The organism is Ancylobacter lacus (assembly GCF_018390635.1).
Lineage (GTDB): Bacteria > Pseudomonadota > Alphaproteobacteria > Rhizobiales > Xanthobacteraceae > Ancylobacter > Ancylobacter lacus.
In genome coordinates this window covers 62,710-84,246 of record NZ_JAHBGE010000038.1, presented here as the reverse complement: position 1 = coordinate 84,246, position 21,537 = coordinate 62,710, and the positions used below count along the sequence as shown (strand labels likewise).

The 21,537-nt window shown below is 70.9% G+C and carries 20 protein-coding genes; 12 read left to right on the top strand and 8 right to left on the bottom strand.

The genetic code is table 11. The features are described from left to right. Positions 1-367 precede the first annotated feature (367 nt). On the top strand, positions 368-1,774 hold the full coding sequence (gene ahcY / locus KHC27_RS07505; protein ID WP_213337040.1) for an adenosylhomocysteinase: 1,407 nt from the start codon (positions 368-370) through the stop codon (positions 1,772-1,774). Positions 1,775-1,850: 76 nt separating this feature from the next. Here ahcY and KHC27_RS07500 read toward each other — a convergent pair whose 3' ends face one another. After that, entirely contained in the window at positions 1,851-2,348 is a 498-nt protein-coding gene (locus KHC27_RS07500) for a GNAT family N-acetyltransferase (protein WP_213337038.1), read from the bottom strand. A gap of 180 nt (positions 2,349-2,528) precedes the next feature. On the opposite strand from KHC27_RS07500, the gene KHC27_RS07495 reads away from it, so the two are divergent. Both KHC27_RS07495 and KHC27_RS07490 read left to right on the top strand, forming a co-directional pair. Beyond that, entirely contained in the window at positions 2,529-3,371 is an 843-nt protein-coding gene (locus KHC27_RS07495; protein ID WP_213337036.1) for a hypothetical protein, read from the top strand. A gap of 244 nt (positions 3,372-3,615) precedes the next feature. Next, a complete protein-coding gene (locus KHC27_RS07490; RefSeq protein ID WP_246519729.1) occupies positions 3,616-3,969 on the top strand; it encodes a hypothetical protein in 354 nt (117 codons plus the stop codon). A gap of 99 nt (positions 3,970-4,068) precedes the next feature. Here the strand turns inward: KHC27_RS07490 and KHC27_RS07485 are convergent, their stop codons facing one another. Both KHC27_RS07485 and KHC27_RS07480 read right to left on the bottom strand, forming a co-directional pair. Beyond that, on the bottom strand, positions 4,069-4,842 hold the full coding sequence (locus KHC27_RS07485; RefSeq protein ID WP_213337033.1) for a ferredoxin--NADP reductase: 774 nt from the start codon (positions 4,840-4,842) through the stop codon (positions 4,069-4,071). Between the two features lie 97 nt (positions 4,843-4,939). After that, positions 4,940-6,580 carry an APC family permease gene (locus tag KHC27_RS07480; RefSeq protein ID WP_213337030.1) on the bottom strand — a complete coding sequence of 547 codons (1,641 nt, stop codon included), beginning with the start codon at positions 6,578-6,580 and terminating at the stop codon, positions 4,940-4,942. A 182-nt stretch (positions 6,581-6,762) separates the two neighbouring features. Here KHC27_RS07480 and KHC27_RS07475 point away from each other — a divergent pair, with 182 nt between their 5' ends. Next, positions 6,763-7,182, top strand: coding sequence for a VOC family protein (locus KHC27_RS07475; protein ID WP_213337318.1), 420 nt, complete (start codon positions 6,763-6,765; stop codon positions 7,180-7,182). A gap of 58 nt (positions 7,183-7,240) precedes the next feature. Here KHC27_RS07475 and KHC27_RS07470 read toward each other — a convergent pair whose 3' ends face one another. Beyond that, positions 7,241-8,722, bottom strand: a complete 1,482-nt coding sequence (locus KHC27_RS07470; RefSeq protein ID WP_425514866.1) for a sensor domain-containing diguanylate cyclase — start codon at positions 8,720-8,722, stop codon at positions 7,241-7,243. A gap of 691 nt (positions 8,723-9,413) precedes the next feature. On the opposite strand from KHC27_RS07470, the gene KHC27_RS07465 reads away from it, so the two are divergent. Beyond that, positions 9,414-9,995, top strand: coding sequence for an exopolysaccharide biosynthesis protein (locus KHC27_RS07465; protein ID WP_213337316.1), 582 nt, complete (start codon positions 9,414-9,416; stop codon positions 9,993-9,995). Positions 9,996-10,037: 42 nt separating this feature from the next. On the opposite strand, the gene KHC27_RS07460 is transcribed toward KHC27_RS07465, so the two are convergent. Together KHC27_RS07460 and KHC27_RS07455 are read right to left on the bottom strand one after the other, a co-directional pair. Continuing rightward, the gene (locus KHC27_RS07460) at positions 10,038-10,244 is read right to left on the bottom strand and encodes a hypothetical protein (protein ID WP_213337024.1); all 207 of its coding nucleotides are present in this window, start codon (positions 10,242-10,244) and stop codon (positions 10,038-10,040) included. A gap of 87 nt (positions 10,245-10,331) precedes the next feature. Next, on the bottom strand, positions 10,332-12,251 hold the full coding sequence (locus KHC27_RS07455; protein ID WP_213337022.1) for a leucine-rich repeat domain-containing protein: 1,920 nt from the start codon (positions 12,249-12,251) through the stop codon (positions 10,332-10,334). 100 nt (positions 12,252-12,351) lie between these two features. On the opposite strand from KHC27_RS07455, the gene KHC27_RS07450 reads away from it, so the two are divergent. Then, the gene (locus tag KHC27_RS07450; protein WP_213337019.1) at positions 12,352-12,510 is read left to right on the top strand and encodes a hypothetical protein; all 159 of its coding nucleotides are present in this window, start codon (positions 12,352-12,354) and stop codon (positions 12,508-12,510) included. A 129-nt stretch (positions 12,511-12,639) separates the two neighbouring features. Here KHC27_RS07450 and KHC27_RS07445 read toward each other — a convergent pair whose 3' ends face one another. Next, the gene (locus KHC27_RS07445) at positions 12,640-13,065 is read right to left on the bottom strand and encodes an organic hydroperoxide resistance protein (protein WP_213337016.1); all 426 of its coding nucleotides are present in this window, start codon (positions 13,063-13,065) and stop codon (positions 12,640-12,642) included. A gap of 409 nt (positions 13,066-13,474) precedes the next feature. Here KHC27_RS07445 and KHC27_RS07440 point away from each other — a divergent pair, with 409 nt between their 5' ends. Further along, the gene (locus KHC27_RS07440; protein ID WP_213337014.1) at positions 13,475-13,897 is read left to right on the top strand and encodes a DUF983 domain-containing protein; all 423 of its coding nucleotides are present in this window, start codon (positions 13,475-13,477) and stop codon (positions 13,895-13,897) included. On the opposite strand, the gene KHC27_RS07435 is transcribed toward KHC27_RS07440, so the two are convergent. Continuing rightward, on the bottom strand, positions 13,894-14,805 hold the full coding sequence (locus KHC27_RS07435) for a ChbG/HpnK family deacetylase (RefSeq protein WP_213337012.1): 912 nt from the start codon (positions 14,803-14,805) through the stop codon (positions 13,894-13,896). The two genes, KHC27_RS07440 and KHC27_RS07435, sit on opposite strands and share 4 nt — an antisense overlap. A gap of 135 nt (positions 14,806-14,940) precedes the next feature. Here KHC27_RS07435 and KHC27_RS07430 point away from each other — a divergent pair, with 135 nt between their 5' ends. The 5 genes from KHC27_RS07430 to lon all read left to right on the top strand — a co-directional run bounded on the left by KHC27_RS07430 (position 14,941) and on the right by lon (position 21,496). Beyond that, complete coding sequence (locus KHC27_RS07430) at positions 14,941-15,984, top strand: glycosyltransferase family 2 protein (RefSeq protein ID WP_213337011.1); 1,044 nt, start codon at positions 14,941-14,943, stop codon at positions 15,982-15,984. After that, positions 15,981-17,756, top strand: a complete 1,776-nt coding sequence (locus tag KHC27_RS07425; protein WP_343210858.1) for an ArnT family glycosyltransferase — start codon at positions 15,981-15,983, stop codon at positions 17,754-17,756. The genes KHC27_RS07430 and KHC27_RS07425 overlap by 4 nt, the downstream gene beginning before the upstream one ends. Positions 17,757-17,772: 16 nt before the next feature. Next, complete coding sequence (locus KHC27_RS07420; RefSeq protein ID WP_213337009.1) at positions 17,773-18,309, top strand: GtrA family protein; 537 nt, start codon at positions 17,773-17,775, stop codon at positions 18,307-18,309. A 299-nt stretch (positions 18,310-18,608) separates the two neighbouring features. Next, positions 18,609-19,028 carry an Hsp20/alpha crystallin family protein gene (locus tag KHC27_RS07415; RefSeq protein WP_213337007.1) on the top strand — a complete coding sequence of 140 codons (420 nt, stop codon included), beginning with the start codon at positions 18,609-18,611 and terminating at the stop codon, positions 19,026-19,028. A gap of 14 nt (positions 19,029-19,042) precedes the next feature. Beyond that, entirely contained in the window at positions 19,043-21,496 is a 2,454-nt protein-coding gene (gene lon, locus KHC27_RS07410) for an endopeptidase La (protein WP_213337005.1), read from the top strand. The last annotated feature ends 41 nt before the right edge of the window (positions 21,497-21,537 follow it).

Here is a 21,537-nt window from a genome sequence, read left to right as displayed (position 1 = left end):
GTGGGCGCTGCCCGTGCGTGCCGGCCCATGCGCTTTCCCGAACCGTGTCGCCTGCGCTCCGGCGGGCTGCGCCCGCGTGCCCGCCGGCTGGCGACCCCCCGGCCGCCCGTGTCCGCACGCCGGGCCACCTTCCGCCACCAGCGGCCGGCGGTGTCAGGCCGGGGCAAGCCCGCCGAGGCAGAAGGGCGGGGCCAGGCGACGTTCAGGGCGGACCCTGCGGCGGGGCCGGCGGGCTGGCCGCGGCTGCGCGGAGCGGCGGCGGCACGCTGCGCGTGTCGATATAAAGACATCTTTATATCGTTATTGCCAGCGGCCGGGCCGGCTGGTAAACCCCAGCCGCCCGTCGCAGCCAATGGAAGATACGCTCATGACCCTCGCCAGCGAATATATCGTGAAGGACATCTCGCTGGCCGCATTCGGCCGCAAGGAGATCGATCTCGCCGAGAGCGAGATGCCGGGCCTCATGGCCATCCGCGCCGAATACGGTCCCTCCCAGCCGCTGAAGGGCGCCCGCATCGCCGGCTCCCTGCACATGACCATCCAGACCGCGGTGCTAATCGAGACGCTGAAGGCGCTCGGCGCCGATGTGCGCTGGGTGTCGTGCAACATCTTCTCCACCCAGGACCACGCCGCCGCCGCGATCGCCGCCGCCGGCATCCCGGTCTTCGCCTACAAGGGCGAGAGCCTGGAGGAATACTGGGACTTCACCGCCCGCCTGTTCGACTGGCAGGGCGGCGGCGTGCCGAACATGATCCTCGACGATGGCGGCGACGCCACCATGCTGGTGCATAACGGCCTGCGCGCCGAGCAGGGCGACGCCGGCTTCCTCGAACATCCCGGCTCGGAGGAGGAGGAAATCTTCTTCCGCCTGATCAAGCGGCTGCTGGCGGAGAAGCCGAAGGGCTGGTTCGCCGAGGTCGCGGCCGCCATCCGCGGTGTCTCGGAGGAGACCACCACCGGCGTGCACCGGCTCTACAAGCTGGCGGAGCAGGGTAAGCTGCTGTTCCCGGCGATCAACGTAAACGACAGCGTCACCAAGTCGAAGTTCGACAACCTCTATGGCTGCCGCGAATCGCTTGTGGATGCCATCCGCCGCGGCACCGACGTGATGCTGGCCGGCAAGGTCGCCTTTGTCGCCGGCTTCGGCGATGTCGGCAAGGGCTCCGCCGCCTCGCTGCGGCAGGCCGGCGCCCGCGTCATCGTCTCCGAGGTCGATCCGATCTGCGCGCTGCAGGCCTCGATGGAAGGCTATGAGGTGACGACGATCGAGGAGGCGTTCTCCCGCGCCGACATCTATGTCACCTGCACCGGCAACCGCGACATCATCACCGTCGACCACATGCGGCAGATGAAGGACCGGGCCATCGTCTGCAACATCGGCCACTTCGACAACGAGATTCAGGTCGCCGGGCTGCGCAACCTGAAGTGGACCAACATCAAGCCGCAGGTGGACGAGATCGAGTTCCCCTCCGGCCGCCGCATCATCCTGCTCTCCGAGGGCCGGCTGGTGAATCTCGGCAACGCCATGGGCCACCCCTCCTTCGTCATGTCCTCCTCCTTCGCCAACCAGACGCTGGCGCAGATCGAGCTGTGGGCGAATGCGGGCAAGTATGAGCGCAAGGTCTACACCCTGCCGAAGTTCCTCGACGAGAAGGTCGCGGCGCTGCACCTCGAGAAGCTCGGCGTGAAGCTCACCAAGCTCTCGCCGGAGCAGGCGGCCTATATCGGCGTCACCGTCGAGGGGCCGTTCAAGCCGGACCACTACCGCTACTGAGCGGCGGTTTCCGCACCGGGAAAGGGGCGCCGTCGGGCGCCCCTTTTTCATGCGCGGGCGGGGCGTGGCGGTGGCCTCAGCCCTCGTCCAGTTCCTTCTGCACGAAGACGAGGTCGAGCCGCTGGCCGAACTTGGTGCCGATGCCGGGCAGCCGGCCGGTCTCGACGAAGCCGAGCCGGGCGTGCAGCGCCAGCGAGGCGGCATTGCCGGCGGTGATGCCGCCGATCATCACCTTCTTGCCGAGCGCCCGGGCCGGGGCCAACAGCGCTTCCACCAGCGCCCGCCCGACGCCGCGCCCCCGCGCCGCGCCCGCGACATAGACCGAGTGCTCGACGCTGATGCGGAAGCCCTCGAACGGGCGGAAATCGCCGAAGCTCGCATAGCCCAGCACCGCGCCCTCCGCCTCCGCCACCAGAACGGGATAGCCCCGCGCCCGCCGGTCGGTGAGCCAGGCGGCGCGATTGGCGAGGTCGGCGGGCGTGTCGTTCCAGATCGCGGTCGAGTTCAGCACCGCATCATTGTAGATCAGGAGGAGGGAGGGAAGGTCGGCTTCCCCAGCAGGACGCACGATCATGGTGTCTCCGCGCGGCGGTTCGTGAAGTGAAAGTGCTGCGGTGCAGCGTATTGCGGACGCCGAGGCTTGCCCGAGGATGACTCGGTTGCCGGTTCGTCACGCTCTTGACGTGATTGTGCCACAATTGACGCCCTTCTTCTTGCAGGCGCTGGTTGGGGAATTCATGGCGGGTGAAGTCCCATGGAAACGTGGTCGTCCCAGATCGAAGGTCTTGGTCGCGAGGGGTGCGCGGCCAATCCGGGCGCCCTGCTGCGGCCGGGCCTCGAACTTGAGCTGAACCGTCTGCCGGCGGATATAGGACGCCCCTTCGCGGTCAGCGTCCACCGCCGCGGCGTGCTGATCGGCTATCTCCCCAAGGGCGACGCCCGGCTGGTGGCGCGGCTGTGCGACGCCGGCGGCAGCGCCCGGGCCTTCGTGCTCGGCCTCGCCCGGCACCGCGCGCTGCGCCGGCGCAGCCTGAAGGGTGTGGCGATCGAGATCGAGACCTCCGATGCCGGTGAGCTGTGGAGCGCTGCGGAGCGGGCGGAAATGGCGGGGCGCGGCGCGGTGGTGATGGCCGCCGCGGTGCGGCGCCCCCGCGTGTCGGTGGGCGCGCCCATCGTCGGGGCGCTCTGTGCCGGGCTGGTCGCGGTGGGGGCCTGGGCCAGCATGCCGGTGGGCGAGGCCGGCGCGATCCAGACCCTGCACATCCACGAGATCTGGGACGGCGGCGCCCAGTCCGCCCCGGCCTATGGCGGCGCGGTGTTCGATGCCTCGCAAGACCGGGCCTCGCAGGATAAGGTCTCGCAGGATCATGTGCCTCTCGGCCGCTTCGCGGTGGGCGACGAGACCGCGCCGCAGCTTGCCGTGCAGCCGGTCTCGTTCGACCAGCCGGCGGACCAGCAGGTGGTGCTCGCCGCCGGGTCCGCCGCGGTGGCGGGCGCGGCGCTCGCCGTCGCCGAGGCGGAAGCCGGGCCGGGACTGCCGGAGGAGGCGGTGCCGCTGCCGCTGCGCCGGCCGGCCCGTCTCGGCCGCCGGCGGTGAGGCGGCCGCCGCCGCGGTGTTGCGAAGGGGCGGCGCGCTGCCGGACCTTTCAACGATCGAAACGCGGACCTCGCGCAGGCGGGCGTCTGGCGGCGGGGGCGGGCGCGGCAGGGCCGGTTGGTCTCCGTGGGCGGGCGAACGGGGCCACCTCGCGCGGATTTGTCCGCGGCCGCTGGAAGAGTGCCGCGATTTTCCCATATGAAGAACAGCGCGGATGATCCGCGACAGGAGGAAAACGACCGAGATGAACCCGTCCGACCCTTATGAGCGCGTGCGATTCACCGTGAGGCGCATCAGCGGCTGGCAGGTCGCTCTTGCCGTCGCGGCGGCGCTCGCCATTGGCACGGCGCTGGCCCTGGTGGCGGCAAGCGTGTTCCTGGTCGTGTTTCCGGTCGCCCTGCTGGCGGGTCTCGCCTACAAGCTGTTCGGCCCCCGCCGGCCGGTGGCGCGCACCCGCGCCGATGTGACGGTGATCGACGCCGAATACCGCGAGCTGTCGCCGGACGAAATCGCCCGCGAGGGCAAGGCCGACGCCTATGGCGTGCGCCCCACCGGCCCCGGCCGCTTCCGCGCCACGCCGTTTTCGCAGCGCCCCTGAAGAGAAGCCCGATCGGGTGCCCATCGCGGCCCCCTGACATGACGAAGGCCGGACCCTCGCGGGTCCGGCCTTTTCCGTTTCGCCAGTGCGGCCCGGCGGCTACTTCTCGACGAAGGCCTTCTCGATCACGAAATCGCCGGGCTCGGTGGTGGAGCCTTCCTCGAAGCCGCGCTCCTTGAGGATGACGCGCATGTCGTCCAGGAGCTGCGGGCTGCCGCACAGCATCACCCGGTCGTCCTCCTTGCCGAGCGGCGGCAGGCCGAGATCGGCGAACAGCTTGCCGGAGGTGATGAGGTCGGTGATGCGGCCCTGGTTGCGGAAGGGCTCGCGCGTCACCGTGGGGTAATAGACCAGCTTTTCCCGCACGATCTCGCCGAGGAACTCGTCGTCCGGGAGCTGCTCGGTGATGAGCTCGGCATAGGCCAGCTCCGCGACGGTGCGGGTGCCGTGGACGAGGATGACCTTGTCGTAATTGTCGTAGGTCTCGGGGTCCTTGATCAGGCTGAGGAAGGGCGCGAGGCCGGTGCCGGTGGCGAGCAGGTAGAGCCGCCGGCCGGGCACGAGATAATCCACCAGCAGCGTGCCGGTGGGCTTGCGGCCGACGATGACGCTGTCACCCTCCTTCAGGTGCTGCAGCCGCGAGGTCAGCGGGCCGTCCTGCACCTTGATGGAGAAGAACTCCAGCGTGTCCTCGTAATGCGCGCTGGCGATGGAATAGGCCCGCAGCAGCGGCTTGCCGTTCACCTCCAGCCCGATCATCACGAACTGCCCGCTCTTGAAGCGCAGCGCGGGGTCGCGGGTGGTGGTGAAGGTGAAGAGATTGTCGGTCCAGTGGTGAACGCTGAGGACACGTTCCTGATGGAGATTGCTCATTTACAATCCATTTAAGTGAAATCTTCCAGATGAACCGGAAGGTCATGTAATTCGCTTCGCGACGGGTTTACTGCGCAATCGCGGCGATGTCGACTCTTCACGCGCCGCCGGCGTCGTCACCGCGCAGCGGCTGCGGCCGTTTCAGCCGGCCGAGCACCGCCCCGGCGAGCCCGACCAGCGCGACCAGCGCGGGGAAGGCGTGCACCTCGGCGCTGTCGGAGCCGGCGAGCAGCGGCAGGTTCATCACCACCAGCAGCAGGCAGGCGGTGAGGCCCGCCCCGGCGAGGGCCGGCGCCACCAGCCGGCGGAAGCGGCCGACCCCGCGCGGATCGGCCCGGAAGAAGGCGATGATGGCGGCGGCGCAGAGCACCTGCACCGCCAGTATGGCGAGGCTGCCGAGCGCGCTCATCCAGGAGAACACCACCGCGAACGGGTCCTGCCCGGTCAGCGCGAACACCGCCAGCATCCCCGCCGCCGCCGCGCTCTGCGCCAGCCCGGCCCGGCTCGGCCCGCCATGGCGGGGGTGCGGCGTCGCCAGCCAGTGGGTGCCCACCCCGTTGCGGGCCAGCGCGAAGAGATAGCGCGCGATCGCCCCGTGCAGCGAGAGCGCGCAGGCGAACAGGCTGAGCATCAGCAGCAGGTTCATCGTCTCCGCCACCCCCTCGCCGAGCAGCGCCCGTGCCGGCCCGAGATAGAGCCCGGTCGGGTCGGACCGGGCCGCCTCGGCGACGGCCGCCTCGCCGTGGAACACCAGCGCGGCATAGGCGGAGGCGGCGTAGAGCACGGCGATCAGCGCCACCGCGCCATAGGTCGCGCGGGGAATGTCCTGCGCCGGCCGGCGGGCCTCCTCGCCGAAAATGGCGGTGGCCTCGAAGCCGACGAAGCAGGCGATGACGAACACCATCGCCGCGCCCAGCCCCGGCGCCAGGATTTCGCGCGGCGCGAAGGGGGCGAGGCTCCAGCCCTGCGGTCCGCCATGGGCCAGCATGGCGAGATCCACCGCCACCAGCACCCCCAGTTCCAGCGTCAGGCACACCCCGAGCACCCGGCTGGAGAACAGCACGTTGCGCCGGCCGCAGGCCAGCACCGCGGCGATGGCGAGCGCCGAGCCCGCCCACCACGGCGCGCGCGCGCCGTCCGGCAGCAGCCCGGCGCTGGCCTGCGCCAGCACGAGGCCGAGCAGCCCGTACACCGCGATCTGGATCGCCTGATAGGCCAGCAGGGCGAGGAACGCGCCGGCCAGCCCCGCCGCCGGCCCCAGCCCCGCGCCGATATAGGCGTAGAAGGCCCCAGCATTGGCGATGTGGCGGGCCATGGCGGTGAGCCCGGCGGCGAAGGCGAGGTAGAGCAGCCCGGCGATGACGAAGGCGCCGGGCACCCCGGCGGGATGGCCGAAGGCGATCGCCCCCGGCACCCCGCCCAGCACCGCGGTGAGCGGGGCCGCCGCGGCGACGACGAAGAACAGGATATGCCCGGCGCCGAGCGAGCCGCGCCGCAGGGCGCCCCGGCGCGGGCCGTGCGGCGCGGCGGGCTCGCGCGCCGGCCCGCCCTCCGGTCCCGGTCCCGCGGTCCCGCCGGTGGCGGCCGGCCGCGCTCCTCCCCCGGTCGCGGCGGGAGCCTCGCTCCGGGCAGTGAAGGCCGTGCGGCCGCCGCCGGCGGCGATGGTCGCGACGCCGCCTTCGCCGGCGCAGGTCGCGCGCGGCGGCGTGACCGTTCCCGACACCCGTTTCTGACCCATGCGATCCCCCGCCGAGGGGCCGGCCCGTCGCGGCGACGGCCGGCCGGAAGACGTGCCGACACCTCTGGATATCGGCTTTCGGGGCGCGCGCGCCACGGACGCCTCGCCGCAGGCGGGGGCTCTGTGCGACCATGCCGCGCCTCGCCCTGCGCGCGGCGGTCGCAGGGAGTATGACAATGCCGCTGTTCAGCCACATCATCGTCGGCGCGCGCGACCTCGAGCGGATGAGCCGGTTCTACGACGCCCTGCTGGCCCCGCTCGGGCTGGTGCGCGGGCCGGCGGAGGAGGGCGGCGATGGCGGCCCGCCCGGCGTGCTGTGGATGCGCCCCGGCCGGCGCTGGCCGCAATTCTATGTGCAGGAACCCTTCAACGGGCTGCCCGCCACCTGGGGCAACGGCCTGCAGGTGAGCTTCGCCGCGCCCTCGCCGGAAGCGGTGGAGGCCGCCTGGCGGGCGGGGCTGGCCGAAGGCGGCCACGACGAAGGCGCGCCGGGCCCGCGCCCGCACTATGGGGAGGACTATTACGGTGCCTATCTCCGCGACCCCGAGGGCAACAAGCTCTGCGTGGTCCACACCGCCGACCTCGCCGCCGCCGCCGACTGAGGCCGCGCGGTCGCGGCCGGGGCAGGGGCGCGCGGTGGCGGCGCCCCCCGGGCCGGCCTCAGAGCGTCGGCGTCGCCGCGGCCGGGGCGCCGGCGAGCTGGCGCTTCATGGCGTACATGTCGAGGTCGGCCCGCTTCACCACGTTCTCCAGCCGCTCGCCCGGCTGGCTGGTGGCGAGGCCGACGGCGAAGCTCAGCCGCGGCCCGGTGTAGAACTGGTTGTTCAGCTCCATCAGCTTGCCGATGTTCTCGATCACCGCCCGGCCGCCCTCGGCGTCGGTGGCCGGCAGCAGCAGCGCGAACTCGTCGCCGCCGATGCGGGCGGCGCAGCGCGGCGGCTCCACCACCTTGCCCAGCACCTCGCCGGCCCGGCGCAGCAGCGCATCGCCGGCGGCGTGGCCGAGCTGGTCGTTCACGCTCTTCAGCTCGTTGAGGTCGACGATGATGACCGTGACCGGGAACGGCCCCTTGCGTTCCAGCCGGTTCAGCTCGTCGGCATAGAAGGAGCGGTTGTGCAGCCGGGTGAGCACGTCGTGCTTGCCGAGATATTCGAGATAGGCCTCCGCCTTCTTGCGCGCGGTGATGTCGGTGAGCGCCACCTGCACCAGCGCCCAGTCGCGCTCATGGCCGGGCAGCACGCTGAACTGCAGGTGGACATGCACCTCGTCCCCCGCCAGCGTGTAGTTCACCGCCTCGCGCTGGTGCATCAGCCGCCCGTTCCACAGGTCGACGAGCTGCTCGCGGAACGAGCGCATCATGTCGTCGCGGAACACCGTGCCGAGATTGCGCAGCAGCGTCGCCTTGTCCGGGGCGCCGAACATGTCCAGCGTCTGCCGGTTGACGTCGATCACCCGGATTTCGCTGATGCAGCGCTCGACGAATTCCGGGTGGACGTCGGTGAAGACCCGGAAATCCTCGATGCCGCGCGCCCGCACCTCGTCCATGAGCTGGCGGATGGTGGAGAAGTCCTCCACCCAGAGCGAGCAGGGCGAGTGCTCGAACAGGCCGCGGGCATGGTGCTCGGCCTGTTCCACCTGGCGCCGCGCGGTCTCCCGGGCGGTGACATCCTCGGTCGCCACCAGCACCCGGTCGAGCCGCGCCTCGTGGCCGGGCAGCACGGTGCCGTTGAGCTGGATGTCGAGCCGCCGTCCGGCGAGGGTGTAGTTCACCGTGTTGCTGAAGAAGCCGGTGCGGCCGTCGAAGAGCTGCGCCAGCTCCTCGACATGGGTGCGCAGCATGTCGTCGCGGAACACCCGGTCGATATTGGCGACGAGATGGGCGAGATCGTCGGCGCCGAACAGCGCCAGCGTGCGCCGGTTGACCTTGAGGATGCGGATGCGGCCGGCGCAGTCCCGCACCCGGGCGGGATGCTCGGCCAGGTGGGGGCGCAGCGCGGTGACACCCTGCGCCCGCCACTCGTCGAACAGCGCCTGCACCCCCGAGAAGTCCTCCAGCCACAGCGCGATGGGCGCGAGCTCGAAGGTCGGGTCGGCCACCTCCAGCTCCGGCAGGGGGCCGGGGGTGGGGTCGGTGCTCTTCAGAAACATGTTCGGCGTCCGGCGATCGCAAAGGGTCGGGAAGGCATCGGGCAGCGTCGCCGGGACGGCCGGCTTTCGCATGCGTGCGAGCATAGACGCTGGTCGCAGCGGAACCCCGGTAACATGATGACCGCATTGCGGCGCGAAACCGCGCGCCGGTGCCGGCGCGGCCGCCGGGGGCGGGCGGCTTCCCCGACGTTATTCGGCATTTGACGCCGCCGCCGTCCTGGTCCAAGTCGAAGCGATGGCGCCGGGCCCGCCGCCCGGCCGGCCGCAGCGAGGGAACCGTCATGACCATGCACGATTTTTCTGCCAGGCACTGGGTGGCGGTCACCGTCATCCTGCTGATCGCGGTGGGCGCGTTCCTGTTCAGCTGGACCTGACGGGACCGCCTCCGGCCGGCGGCGGTCGCGCCGCGCTGGCCAACCGCGGCGGGCGTGCCTATGTGAGGCGAAAGGCGCGGCGGCCGGGCCGCGCCGGTTTTGCGGGAGCGTTCATGTCCAAGCCGGCCCCGAAGCTCAGTCCCGACCCCGCGGCCGCGGAGCCCACCCCGCCGCCGCCGGCCGCCCCGCAGGGCACGGCCGGCCCCGCTGCGGAGCCGCGGGAGGAGCGGGCGGCGGAGCCACGGGAGGGGCGGGCGGCGGAGCCGCGGGAAGAGCCCGAGGCGGGCGAGAGCGCGCCCCGGCTTTCCGAGATGCTCAGCGACATCGCCAATGACGAATCGCGCGAGCGCATCGCCATCGGCGACCTCGTGAGCGAGATGCAGGAGCGCGCCTTCGGGCCGCTGATGTTCATCTTCGCCCTGCCCAACGTGCTGCCGACCCCGCCCGGCACCTCCTCGGTGCTGGGGGCGCCGCTCATTTTCCTCGCCGCCCAGCTCGCGCTCGGCCGCGAGCCGTGGCTGCCGCGCGTCATCGCCGACCGTTCGATCGGGCGCAGCGAATTCGCCGGCTTCATCAACAAGGCGGCGCCGTGGCTGGCGCGGGCGGAGCGGCTGCTGCGGCCCCGGCTCGGCGCGCTGGCGCGCCCGCCGGGGGAGAACCTGGTCGGCGCCATGTGCTTCGTGCTGGCGACCGTGCTGGTGCTGCCGATCCCGCTCGGCAACATGCTGCCGGCGCTGGCGGTGTGCGTGCTGGCGCTGGGCATCCTCGCCGGCGACGGGCTGTGGGTCCTCGCCGGCGGCGCCATCGCCATCGCCTCGCTGGGGGTGGTGTCCGGCGTGGTGTGGGGGCTGGTCGAGACCGGGCTCTACCTGCTGAAGAGCTTCTTCGCCTGAGCCGGCCTTCCCCGGCCGGGCCCGCCCTGGCTGGCGGCGGCCTCAGGCCTGCTGCTGGGCCCCTTCCAGCGCGCGCGAGAGCATGCTGAGGCACTCATGCGCCTGCCGCCGCCCGGCCTCGTCGCCCTGCAGCCGCAGCATGAGGTCGCGCAGGTCGCGGATCGCGACATCCACGGCGGTGAAGAGGTCGATCTCGTCGTCGTCCTCCGCCGCGGCGGGACGGGCGGGAAAGGGGATCACGTTACTCATGGAACCACTCGTCTCGTCGAATCGCCGTGCGGCGCGGCGACACGATGCGGCGCAGGTGGTTACCGGAGTGTTTTTAGGGGGAGGGGGTTAGGGGTCGTTCGGTGTCGAGAGAGCATTGAGGTTGGGTAGGCCGGCGAGGGGGGCGAAGTGGGCGACGCCCCAGTCACTCACGAAGAGCCATGTGAGGGCGGTCAGCCCGGCGAGGGGGGCGAGGTCTGTGACCGAGGTATTGCGCAGGTCGAGGCGGTCGAGCGCGGTTAGACCGGCTAGCGGGGTGATGTCGGTGACCTTGGTGCCGTTCAGGTTGAGCCATGAAAGGGCTGTCAATCCAGCGAGCGGGGCGAGGTCCGTCACCTTTGTGCTGAGCAGGTCGAGGTGTGAAAGCGCGGTCATTCCAGCGAGCGGGGTGAGGTCGGTGACCTTGGTGCGGCACAAGTCGAGCCATGAAAGGGCGGTCATCCCGGCGAGGGGGGAAAGGTCGGTAACGTTTGTATCGGGCAGGTCGATCAGTGAAATGGCTGTCAGTCCGGCGAGCGGGGTGAGGTCGGTGACCGCTGTTTGGCTGAGGGTGAGCCATGAGAGAGCGTCAAGTCCGGCAAGTGGCTCCAGGCTCTCTAGCTCTGTACCCTGAAAGTTTAGACCCTTGATGAATGGCCGCCACGCCACCGGCGGGGCGTAGCCTTCGAGGATCATCGCCCTCGCCTGAGCCTCGACATCCTCCGGTATCGACTCGGGCAGGGCAGCTTCTACCTCCGGCGCCGGTTCACTCTCCGGCGCCGCCGCGCCCCTTTCTTCCTCCTGTGATCCGGCGCCCGCCTCAATCTCCCCCGCCCGCGCCGCCTCTTCCACCGCGAAGAGCAGCGCGTGCTTCAGGTCGTCCGGCCGGCTTTCCGCCAGCGCCGCCACCTCGGCGGGGGCCGTCGCCAGCGTCGCCCGCGCCCGCTCGGCGAGGAGCGGGCTGACGCCGCCGCCCAGAACCGCCCCGGCCCCGGCGACCGCGAGATTGGTGAGGCTCGCCACCGCCCGGGCCCCGGCTTTTTCCCCGAGGAAGCCGGGGCCGGCGGCGGCCGCCAGCGCCTCGATCGCGGCGGCGTCCGCCGCGCCGATCGCGCCCTCGGCGTGGGCGATGCGGGCGAAGCGGCGGGCGGGCTCATAAAGGTCGGCGCGCACCAGCGCCTTGCCGGCGGCATCGTCCCAGCCCGCGACGGTGGGAAAGCCGCGCAGCCACGGCGCGGCGAGCCGCACCACGTCGCGCAGCGGGCCATGGATGGCGGGCGGCAGAGGGTCGTCCGGCTGGGTGGGGTCGGCGGCGAGTTCCTTGTGGGTTTCAAGGCAGCGGCCGAGCCGCAGCAGCAGCCCATAGGCCGTGGCCAGCTTGCCCGGCATCTGCCCGGGGTCGCCGTCAAGCAGCGCGTGCAGGTCGCGGGCGGCGCGGTGCAGCAGCGACCAGCTTGGCGCATTGTGCAGCCGCGCCGTGGCGATGGCGAGGTCCTCGGCGAAGCCGCGCACCACGTCCTGCATCTGCCGGAGCTGCGGGTCCTGCGCCGCGGCGATGTCGGAGGGCCGCCCCGAGCGGTCGATGACGAACCGGTCGCCTTGCGCCACCCAGACCGCACCGGCCGGGTCGGGCGCCGTCTCGGCGAGGGTGGTGAGGGAGGTTTCCGGCTCGGCGGGGGCGGTGCCGGCTTTCTCCGCAGCGGCGGCCAGATAGGCCGTGAAAAGCCGGTCGCGGTCGGCCTTCTGCCCGGCAACATCGCCGAACAGGGCGTCCAGAATCGGCATGATCTCCTTGGGCAGGGTCGCGCCCCGGCGCCAGTAGCCCACCGTCGTGGCGGCGACCACTCCTGTCTCCGAGCCCTGCAGGCTGGAGGCGATCCGGTCGGCGAACTCCACATTGGTGCGGGATTGGCCCTGCAACGCGCCGGGACGCGTGCCCTTCCGCAGATACTCGTCCAGCAGCCGCGCAAAGGCGGCGCGGGCGGGCAGCAGGTCGGCGTTGCGGGCCATTGCGGATCGTTGCGGGAGGCGTTGCGGCCGAAGCCATTCCGGTTGCGCCCAGAATGGTATGAATAGCAAGGCAGCTCAACCTGAAAGGGAGACTGCCCCGATGTTCCCCCAGCTTCACCTCGCCAGCGCCGCGCTGTGCGCCGCCTTTGCCGAGAAGGGCGTGAACCTCATCGAGAGCGGGGCCTTCGTCCACGGCATGTGGGCGCTGGCCGCCGCCTGCGGCTTCGCCCTGCTCTGCGCGGCGGCGGAGGCCGAGTGAGGCTCCGAAACGAATGAGGCCCCCGGGCGGGGGCCTCACGGAACGCAGGGCGGGCGGCGCGGCACGCCGCCCGATGGCCCCCGGGAGGGGGCCGCGAGGCAAAAGCGGGCGCGCGCGCCGCCCCGCGGTTCAGGCGACGGTCAGGCGGACGTCGACATTGTTGCGGGTGGCGTTGGAATAGGGGCACACCTGGTGGGCCTTCTCCACCAGCGCCTCGGCCTCTTCCTTCGGCAGGCCCGGCAGCGAGATGGCAAGGTCGATGTCGAGGCCGAAGCCGCCTTCCGAGCGCGGGCCGATGCCGACGGTGGCGGTCACGGTGGTGTCGGCCGGCACCTTGGGGCCGCCCTGCGACGCGACGAACTTCATCGCGCCGAGGAAGCAGGCGGAATAGCCGGCGGCGAAGAGCTGCTCGGGGTTGTTGCCGGGGCCGCCGGCGCCGCCGAGCTCCTTCGGGGTGGCGAGCTTCACCTCGAAGGTGCCGTCCGCGGTCCTGGCGGCGCCGTCGCGGCCCCCGGTGGCGGTGGCGGTGGTGCGGTAGAGAACATTCACGCTCATGGGTCGATCCTCGCTGGATGGAAGGCAGGGGAGGCGGGCCGGTTCCGGCACCGCCGGGGAGGGGCCGGCGCGGCGCGCCGGGTGGGGGTGGAGGCGGTCGGCACGGCAGGCGCCGGCAGCTCCGGGTTGAAATATCGTGCACGATAATATCGTGTAACGCGTCTCTGTCAACCGGATCATGGCCGCTGCGTCAGGTCGTCGCGGACGGGGCGATGTCGGCCGCATCGTCCACCTCACCGCACCGACCCGCCACCTTTCGGACAGGCCGGCCCTGGCGGGGGAGGGTGGCCGCGCGCGGCTATCCGCCGCGTCCCGCGCCGGGAAAGGACGGGGTCAATTGAATTGTATTTGTATGCAGCATTGACTACATTCAATGCGGATCAATGAAGGTATGGATAAGGGCTTTCCAATGTCCCAGACCGAATGGCCGCCGCTGTCGCCGATCGCCACCGGCGTGCGCGGGCTCTGCCCCCGCTGCGGAAAAGGCCACATGTTCAATGGCTTCCTGACGCTGGCGCCACGCTGCGAGGTGTGCGGGCTCGACTATTCCTTCGCCGACCCGGCGGATGGGCCGGCGTTCTTCGTCATCTGCTTCGGCTGCATCCCGGCGGTCATGTTCGGGCTTTGGCTGGAGGTCGCCTTCGCCGCGCCCTACTGGGTGCATCTGGTGACGACGCTGCCTTTCCTGCTGCTTACCTGTATACCGCCCCTGCGACCGCTGAAGGGCTGGCTGGTCGCCAGCCAGTATTACTACAAGGCCGAGGAGGGCCGGCTGGTCGGCAATGACGACGCCGCGCCGGCGACGGAAAGCGCTGTCGTCCAAAAGGGTTAGGCGGCGCCCGCCGGCTCCGGCCGCGCCGCCGCCTGGCCGCGCCCCTCCCGCCCGGTCTCGTGGAAACGGGCCGGCCGCACCCCGGCGGCCACAAGGTCCTCAAGGCAGTCGGCCGAGCGCAGATAGGCCAGCTCCCGCTCGCGCGGCTCCAGCAGCGGGTCGAGCCCGCGCAGCTCGTCGTCGACCACGCCGGGATGGCAGTGCACCAGCACCCGCTCCCCCGGCCCGGACAGGCTGGCGCGGAACACCTCGCGATAGGGCACGCGCTCGGAGAAATCATACAGGCCGCGGAAGCTGTCATTGCTCGGCAGGCCCGCTTCCGCCGCGCGGCGCGCCAGCCCGGCGCCCAGCGTGCCGATCAGCATCGCCTTGCCGAGCCCCAGCCGCCGCTGCCGCGCGTGGGAGGGCCGCTCGGTGCAGTTGCGCACCCAAAGCGCCCGTCCGGGATAGCGGGTGGCGAGCTCCTCGATCACGATGTCGCGGATGCCCGGCAGGGCGTGGGCATGCTGGTGGCCGTCGAGAAAATCCGGCGCCGCGCCGAAACCGTCCTCGAAAGCGTCGAGCTGGGCGCGCAGCTCGTCGCGAATGGCGGAAAGCGGCAGGCTGCGGCCGAGCGCGCGCAGGATCAGCGAGCCGATCTCCGGCAGCCGGCCGTCCTGGGCGAGGCCGCGGGCGGGCGTCAGCGCGCGCTGGCCGGTGAGGGTGAAGTGCAGGCCGACATCGGCGGGGTGGCGGGCGGTGAGGGCGCGGAAATCGGCGGCGCGGCGGCGCCATGCCGGCAATCCGGTCATTGCCCCGGTGGCGGAGAGCCGGCCCTGGATCACCAGCGCCTCGATTGCCTCACAAACGCCCTCGCTCAAACCGTAGTCATCGGCGCAAATTACTATCGCCTTGAGGTCATCATTCATGTCTTTTGGGGCCAAACAAATATCACAATTCAATAATACCTTACATCCTGCTTGAGCTGAAAGCAAATTTACGTAATGTAGTCTCTCGTCATTACGTTGATGTGCCGTGTTCCCTCTTCAACAACCGAAACCGCCATGTCCGCACGCGCCCTAGGGTCAGCCCGCCTGATATCCATCGTCGTCCCCGTGTATAACGAGGCGCGCTGTCTCGAAGCTTTGCATGCACGCCTGTGTCAGGTGCTGGATGCCTATCCCGACCTGCAGCGCGAGTTTGTTTTTGTCGACGACGGCAGCCGGGATTCGAGCTTTGCCACCCTGGTTGCTCTCGGGGCGCGCGATCCCGCGGTCAAGGCGCTGCGATTCGCCCGCAATTTCGGCAAGGAGGCGGCCATGGCGGCCGGCCTGCGCGCCGCCAGCGGCGACATGGTGGTGCTGATGGACTCCGATCTCCAGCACCCGCCGGAGGTCATCCCCGAGATGATCGAGCGCTGGTGCGCCGGGGTGCAGATGGTGATCGCGGTGCGGCGCTCGCGCGAGACCGATCCGCTGCCGCGCCGGCTGTTCAGCCGCGGCTTCTATCATTTCTTCCGCGCCATGTGCGAGGTCGACATTCCCGAGGGTGCCGGCGATTTCCGCCTGTTCGACCGCCGGGTGGTCGACGCCATCAACGCCCTGCCGGAGCGCAACCGCTTCATGAAGGGCATCACGAGCTGGGTCGGCTTCCGCCAGGAGGAGATCGCCTTCGAGGTGGCCGAGCGCGTCGCGGGGACAAGCTCCTTCTCGATGCTGCGCCTGCTGCGCTACGCGATCGACGGGCTGTCCTCCTTCTCCATGGTGCCGCTGCGGGTGTGGTCGCTGGTCGGCGTCGGCCTCGCCCTGCTCTCGGCGCTCTACGGTGCCTACCTCGTCGGCGAGACGCTGGTGTTCGGCGTGCGCACCCCCGGCTTCGCCTCGATCATGGTCGGCATGCTGTTCCTCTCCGGGGTGCAGCTCATCAGCCTCGGGGTGATGGGTGAATATATCGGCCGCATCTTCACAGAGGTGAAACAGCGCCCGCTGTATCTTGTCGCCGACGAGGTCGGGTTCTCCGCCCCGATGCCGGACCTGCTGCCCGCCGCCCGTTCCGCCCGTGCCGACGACCGGCACGCCCCTTCTCTCGTGCCCGGTATCGAATTGTGAGCCTGCGCGTCGCCGACTTCCCCCTTGCGGGCCTGCGTCCCTTCTCCGCGCTGGTGAGCGCGTGGCGCTCCACCAGCCTCACCCGGCTCGCCAGCCTCGCCCTGTTCGCCGGGCTGGCGGTGTGGATCGTCGTGGTCTTCCGCGACTACGGCATCAGCAATGACGAGCCGGTGCAGCACACCTATGGCCAGCTCCTGCTGGCCTGGTACGGCAGCGGCTTCACCGACGACCGGGCCTTCCACTATGTGAACCTCTATCTCTATGGCGGCCTGTTCGACATGATCGCCGCGGGGCTGGAGCCTTATGTCCCGCTGCCGGTCTATGAGTGGCGGCACCTGCTCTCGGCCGGCTTCGGCTTTGTCGGCCTGCTCGGGGTGTGGCGGCTCGCCCGGCTGCTCGGCAGCGAGAAGGCCGGCATCATGGCGGTGCTGCTGCTCGCGGTGACGGGCATGTATGGCGGCGCCATGTTCACCCACACCAAGGACGTGCCCTTCGCGGCCGCCATGCTGTGGAGCCTCTATTTCATCACCCTCATGGTGGTGCGGCTGCCGGAGCTGCCGTCCCGCCGGGTGATGGTGGGGCTCGGCATCGCGGTCGGCGGCGCGCTGGGCCAGCGCGTCGGCGGCGTCTTCGCGGTGTTCTACCTGCTGCTCACCATCGGCTTCGCCAGCGTGCTGCTGCGCGATCCGCGCCTGCCGCTGCGGCTGCTGCCCCGCCTCATCATCGCCGGCCTCGTGGCGCTCGCCATCATGGCGGTGACCTGGCCGTGGTCGGTGCTGCCGCCGACCAACCTGTTCGCGGCGATGGGCACCTTCAACAACTTCACCTTCGACCTCTCCACCCTCATCAACGGCAAGGACACCCCGATCGGCCAGGTGCCCGGCACCTACATGTCGGAGTATCTGCTGATCAAGCTGCCGGAGATCACGCTGCTCGGCCTTCTCGCCGCGCTGGGCGCGGGCCTCGCGGCCGGCATCGGCGTGCTGCGCCGGGTGGGCCTGCGTGCGGCGCTGGCGCGCCATCCCCGCCGGGCGATCGGCTTCCTGCCGCTGCTGCTGGCGATCGCGGTGCCGGTGGTCTTCACCCTGATCGACCATCCCCCGCTCTATAACGGCATCCGCCACTTCCTGTTCGTGCTGCCGCCGGTGACCATACTGGCGGCGCTGGGGCTGCAGGCGGCGTGGCGCGGGCTGGTGCGGCAGTCGCGGCCGGCCGGGTTCGCCTTCGCGGCGCTGGCGCTGGCGGTGTTCGGCTTCAATGTCAGCACCTTCGTGCGGATGCACCCTTACGAATATGTCGCCTATAACGAGCTGGTCGGCGGCACCGCCGGCGCCTGGGGCCGGTTCGAGGGCGACTACTGGTCGTCCAGCGTGCGCGAGGCCGCCATCGCCCTGCGCCGCGGCATCGAGCACGAAGTGGCCGCCGGGCCGCGCCGCTACAAGGTGGCGGTCTGCGCCGAGGACGTGCAGGCCTCCACCTATCTCGGCCCGAATGTCGACATGGTCGAGGACTGGGACGCCGCCGACTTCCTGCTGACCGCGCGCAATGTCGGCTGCGACGACGTGATGTCGGGCATGACCTACAAGACCATCAGCCGCATGGGCGTGCCGCTCGCCATGGCGGTGGACCTGCGGGCGCGCCACACCCCGCTCGCCGAGCCGCTGCCGTGGGACGACCGCGAGGACGGCCCCACCGGCACCGATCCCGACGCTCCCGCCGTGTCGCTGAAGGACGCCGGCAGCGAGACGGTGGCCCGGGCGAGCAAGCCCTGAGGCCGGAGCCCGCGCGATGACGGAGCGGAAAGCCCTTGAGGGCGCGGCAGACGGGGCGGGAACGGCGCAGGCCGGCCCCGCCGCCGGCCGGCATGGCGCGGCGCGTCTGCGCCATGCGCCGCTCATCGCGCGGCTGCGCCACATCCTGCTGTTCGCCGCGCTCGGCGCGGTCGGCACGCTGGCGCAGTACACCGTGCTCGTCGCGCTGGTGCGGGGGGCCGGGCTGGGGCCGGTGCTCGCCTCCACCGCCGGCTTCCTGGTCGGCGGGCTGGTCAACTACCAGCTCAACCGCCGCATCGCCTTCCGCTCCTCGAAGTCTCATGCCGAGGCGGCCGGCAAGTTCTTCACCGTCGCGGGGATCGGCCTCGGCCTCAACGCCCTGCTGATGACGCTCTTCACCCGGGTGCTGGGCCTGCCCTATCTGCCGGCCCAGTTGCTGTGCACCGGGCTTCTCGTGCTCTGGCACTATGCCGGCAACGCGCTGTGGACCTTCCGCGAGTCCCGGCCGGTCACGCCCGCCCCGGCGCCCGCCGCCGACGCCGGCTCGGCCTGAGCGGCCGCCGCCGCGCCTCCTCTTCCCTCTCCCTCTCCGGCTTCCTGTCGCCGCCGCCGTGCGCTCCGGCAAGCGCCCGGCCGTGGCGCGCGCTATCGCTGAAGCGTGCGGCCCGAACCGCCGCCGCGCCCCGGCCGGTATGCCATTCCGCTTTCGCAAGACCTCCCCTGAGCTTGCGGAAATGAAAATATCGTTCGCGATATAATGCATCCCGGCACTCTGGCGCGGCGCCGACGCCACCCCATATGCCGCTGGCGGGGGACGGCTGCGGCCGAAATCCTCACCCCGCAGGAGCCATCATGAAGAAGAACGACCCCCGCGCCTGGATGTGGTCGGACGCCGTCGAGATGCTGAACCGCGCGGAGCGCCTGCACCGGCAGATGTTCCAGCCCGCCGCCCCGGCGCCGGCGCGCGCCCGCAGCCACGCCCCCTGCTGGGAGCCGCCGGTCGACGTCCTCGAGACCGAGCACGAGCTTCTCGTCCTCGCCGCGCTGCCCGGGGTGGACCCTGCCCGCATGCAGGTCGCCATCCAGAACGGCGTGCTGCAGATCTCGGGAGAGCGCGTGCTCCCCTCCGAGCTGCGCACCGCCACCATCCATCGCATGGAGCTTCCGCAGGGCCGATTCGAGCGTCAGCTGGTGCTGCCGCCGGGCCGTTACGAGGTTTCACGTCCGTCCGTCGTCAATGGCTGCCTCGCCATTGTCCTGCGTAAGGTTTGAGGGGGCACATCACCATGCAGAACCCCGTTTTCACCCGCACCAACCCCACCTTCTCCGCCGAAACCGGCGGCGCCTCGCTCTCGCCCGCGGAAGCCGGCGCGGGCGGCCCCGGCACCCAGGGCAACGGCGCCGACACGCTCATCATCCTGCCGGTCCGCAGCTTCGTGCTGTTTCCCGGCGTGGTGATGCCGGTCGTGGTCGGCCGTCCCGCCTCCATCGCGGCCGCCCAGCAGGCGATCCGCGAGGGCCGGCCGGTCGGCATCCTCATGCAGCGCGACCCGGCGGTCGACGAGCCCGGCCCGATGGACCTGCACCGCATGGGCGTGGTCGCCAACATCCTGCGCTATGTCACCGCGCCGGACGGCACCCACCACCTCGTCTGCCAGGGCGAGCAGCGTTTCCGCGTCGAGGAGTTCGTGAAGGAGAAGCCCTTCATCACCGCGCGGGTGCGCCGCATCGAGGAGAGCTCTGAGGGCACGTCGGAGATCGAGGCCCGCTTCGTCCACCTCCAGGGCCAGGCCTCGGAGGCGCTGGAGCTGCTGCCGCAGGTGCCGCAGGAGCTGGTCGCCGCCGTGCGCGGCGCGGCCTCGCCCTCGGCGCTGGCCGACCTCGTCGCCGCCTATATCGACATCTCCCCGGAGGAGAAGCAGGAGCTGCTGGAGACGGTCGACATCGTCGCCCGCATGAACAAGGTCGCGCGCCTGCTCGCCCACCGCATCGAGGTGCTGCGGCTGTCGCAGGAGATCGGCCGCCAGACCAAGGCCTCGCTGGACGAGCGCCAGCGCGAGGTGCTGCTGCGCGAGCAGATGGCGGCGATCCAGAAGCAGCTCGGCGAGGACAACGGCAACAGCCAGGAGATCGCCGACCTCGAAAAGGCGATCGCCGACGCCGGCATGCCGGAGGATGTCGAGCAGATGGCCCGCAAGGAGCTGGGCCGGCTGCGCCGCATGCCGGATGCCGGGGCCGAATACGGCATGATCCGCACCTATCTCGACTGGCTGATCGCGCTGCCGTGGAAGCTGCCGGAGGAGAAGGCCATCGACATCGCCGAGGCGCGCCGCATTCTCGACGAGGACCATTTCGGCCTCGACAAGATCAAGCGCCGCATCGTCGAATATCTCGCCGTGCGCAAGCTCGCGCCCAACGGCAAGGCGCCGATCCTGTGCTTCGCCGGTCCGCCCGGCGTCGGCAAGACCTCGCTCGGCCAGTCCATCGCCCGCGCCATGGGTCGCGCCTTCGTGCGCGTCTCGCTGGGCGGCGTGCACGACGAGGCGGAGATCCGCGGCCACCGGCGCACCTATGTCGGCGCGCTGCCGGGCAACATCATCCAGGGCATCCGCAAGGCGGGCACCCGCGACTGCGTGATGATGCTGGACGAGATCGACAAGATGGGCTCCGGCATCCAGGGCGATCCCTCGGCCGCGATGCTGGAGGTGCTCGATCCCGAGCAGAACGGCACGTTCCGGGACAATTACCTCGGCGTTCCGTTCGATCTCTCGCGCGTGGTCTTCATCGCCACCGCGAACATGCTCGACACCATCCCCGGCCCGCTGCGCGACCGCATGGAGATCATCACCCTGTCGGGCTACACCGACAGCGAGAAGCTCCAGATCGCCCGGCGCTATCTGGTTCGCCGCCAGCTCGCGGCGAACGGGGTGGCCGAAGGCCAGGTGACGATCGACGACGAGGCGCTGAAGGCGATGATCCGGGCCTACACCCGGGAGGCCGGGGTCCGCAATCTCGAGCGCGAGGTCGGGCGGGCGGTGCGCCGCCTCGCCGTCGGCATCGCCGAGGGCACGGTGGAGAAGGCCGCCATCACCGCGGCGGACCTGCCGGAGCTGCTCGGCCCGCCGCTGTTCGAGGATGAGGTGGCGCTGCGCGTCAGCGTGCCCGGCGTCGCCACCGGCCTCGCCTGGACGCCGGTCGGCGGCGACATCCTCTTCATCGAGGCGACCCGGGTGCCGGGCCGTGGCGGGCTGATCCTCACCGGCCAGCTCGGCGACGTGATGAAGGAGAGCGCCCAGGCGGCGATGAGCCTGGTGAAGAGCCGCGCCGCGGAGTTCGGCATCGATCCCGCGCTGTTCGAGAAGAACGACGTGCATGTCCACGTCCCGGCGGGGGCGACCCCCAAGGACGGGCCGAGCGCGGGCGTGGCGATGTTCACCGCGCTGGTCTCGCTGCTCTCCGGCCGGACGGTGCGCAAGGACACCGCGATGACGGGTGAAATCTCGTTGCGCGGCCTCGTCCTGCCGGTCGGCGGCATCAAGGAGAAGGTTGTCGCGGCGGCGCGGTCCGGGCTCACCCGGGTGATGCTGCCGGCGCGCAACCGGCGCGATTATGAGGACATCCCGCAGGATGCCCGCGACCGGCTGGACTTCGTCTGGCTGGAACGGGTCGAGGATGCCGTCCTCAACGCTCTGGAGCCGGCGGCGGAGCCCGCCGTGGCGCCGCTCCGCGCCTCCGCCTGAGGGCCGGGCCGGCCCGCCTGTATCGCGCAGGCGGGCCGGCT

What these genes read in the sequence shown, in the direction of transcription:
- KHC27_RS07480 (WP_213337030.1), bottom strand. Translation starts at nt 6,580, where the DNA reads ATGGGTCAGAAACGGGTGTCGGGAACGGTCACGCCGCCGCGCGCGACC.
- KHC27_RS07460 (WP_213337024.1), bottom strand. Translation starts at nt 10,244, where the DNA reads ATGAGTAACGTGATCCCCTTTCCCGCCCGTCCCGCCGCGGCGGAGGAC.
- KHC27_RS07415 (WP_213337007.1), top strand. Translation starts at nt 18,609, where the DNA reads ATGAAGAAGAACGACCCCCGCGCCTGGATGTGGTCGGACGCCGTCGAG.
- ahcY (WP_213337040.1), top strand. Translation starts at nt 368, where the DNA reads ATGACCCTCGCCAGCGAATATATCGTGAAGGACATCTCGCTGGCCGCA.
- KHC27_RS07465 (WP_213337316.1), top strand. Translation starts at nt 9,414, where the DNA reads ATGCTCAGCGACATCGCCAATGACGAATCGCGCGAGCGCATCGCCATC.
- KHC27_RS07420 (WP_213337009.1), top strand. Translation starts at nt 17,773, where the DNA reads ATGACGGAGCGGAAAGCCCTTGAGGGCGCGGCAGACGGGGCGGGAACG.
- KHC27_RS07445 (WP_213337016.1), bottom strand. Translation starts at nt 13,065, where the DNA reads ATGAGCGTGAATGTTCTCTACCGCACCACCGCCACCGCCACCGGGGGC.
- KHC27_RS07500 (WP_213337038.1), bottom strand. Translation starts at nt 2,348, where the DNA reads ATGATCGTGCGTCCTGCTGGGGAAGCCGACCTTCCCTCCCTCCTCCTG.
- KHC27_RS07430 (WP_213337011.1), top strand. Translation starts at nt 14,941, where the DNA reads ATGTCCGCACGCGCCCTAGGGTCAGCCCGCCTGATATCCATCGTCGTC.
- KHC27_RS07490 (WP_246519729.1), top strand. Translation starts at nt 3,616, where the DNA reads ATGAACCCGTCCGACCCTTATGAGCGCGTGCGATTCACCGTGAGGCGC.
- KHC27_RS07495 (WP_213337036.1), top strand. Translation starts at nt 2,529, where the DNA reads ATGGAAACGTGGTCGTCCCAGATCGAAGGTCTTGGTCGCGAGGGGTGC.
- KHC27_RS07435 (WP_213337012.1), bottom strand. Translation starts at nt 14,805, where the DNA reads ATGAATGATGACCTCAAGGCGATAGTAATTTGCGCCGATGACTACGGT.
- KHC27_RS07455 (WP_213337022.1), bottom strand. Translation starts at nt 12,251, where the DNA reads ATGGCCCGCAACGCCGACCTGCTGCCCGCCCGCGCCGCCTTTGCGCGG.
- KHC27_RS07440 (WP_213337014.1), top strand. Translation starts at nt 13,475, where the DNA reads ATGTCCCAGACCGAATGGCCGCCGCTGTCGCCGATCGCCACCGGCGTG.
- KHC27_RS07450 (WP_213337019.1), top strand. Translation starts at nt 12,352, where the DNA reads ATGTTCCCCCAGCTTCACCTCGCCAGCGCCGCGCTGTGCGCCGCCTTT.
- KHC27_RS07485 (WP_213337033.1), bottom strand. Translation starts at nt 4,842, where the DNA reads ATGAGCAATCTCCATCAGGAACGTGTCCTCAGCGTTCACCACTGGACC.
- lon (WP_213337005.1), top strand. Translation starts at nt 19,043, where the DNA reads ATGCAGAACCCCGTTTTCACCCGCACCAACCCCACCTTCTCCGCCGAA.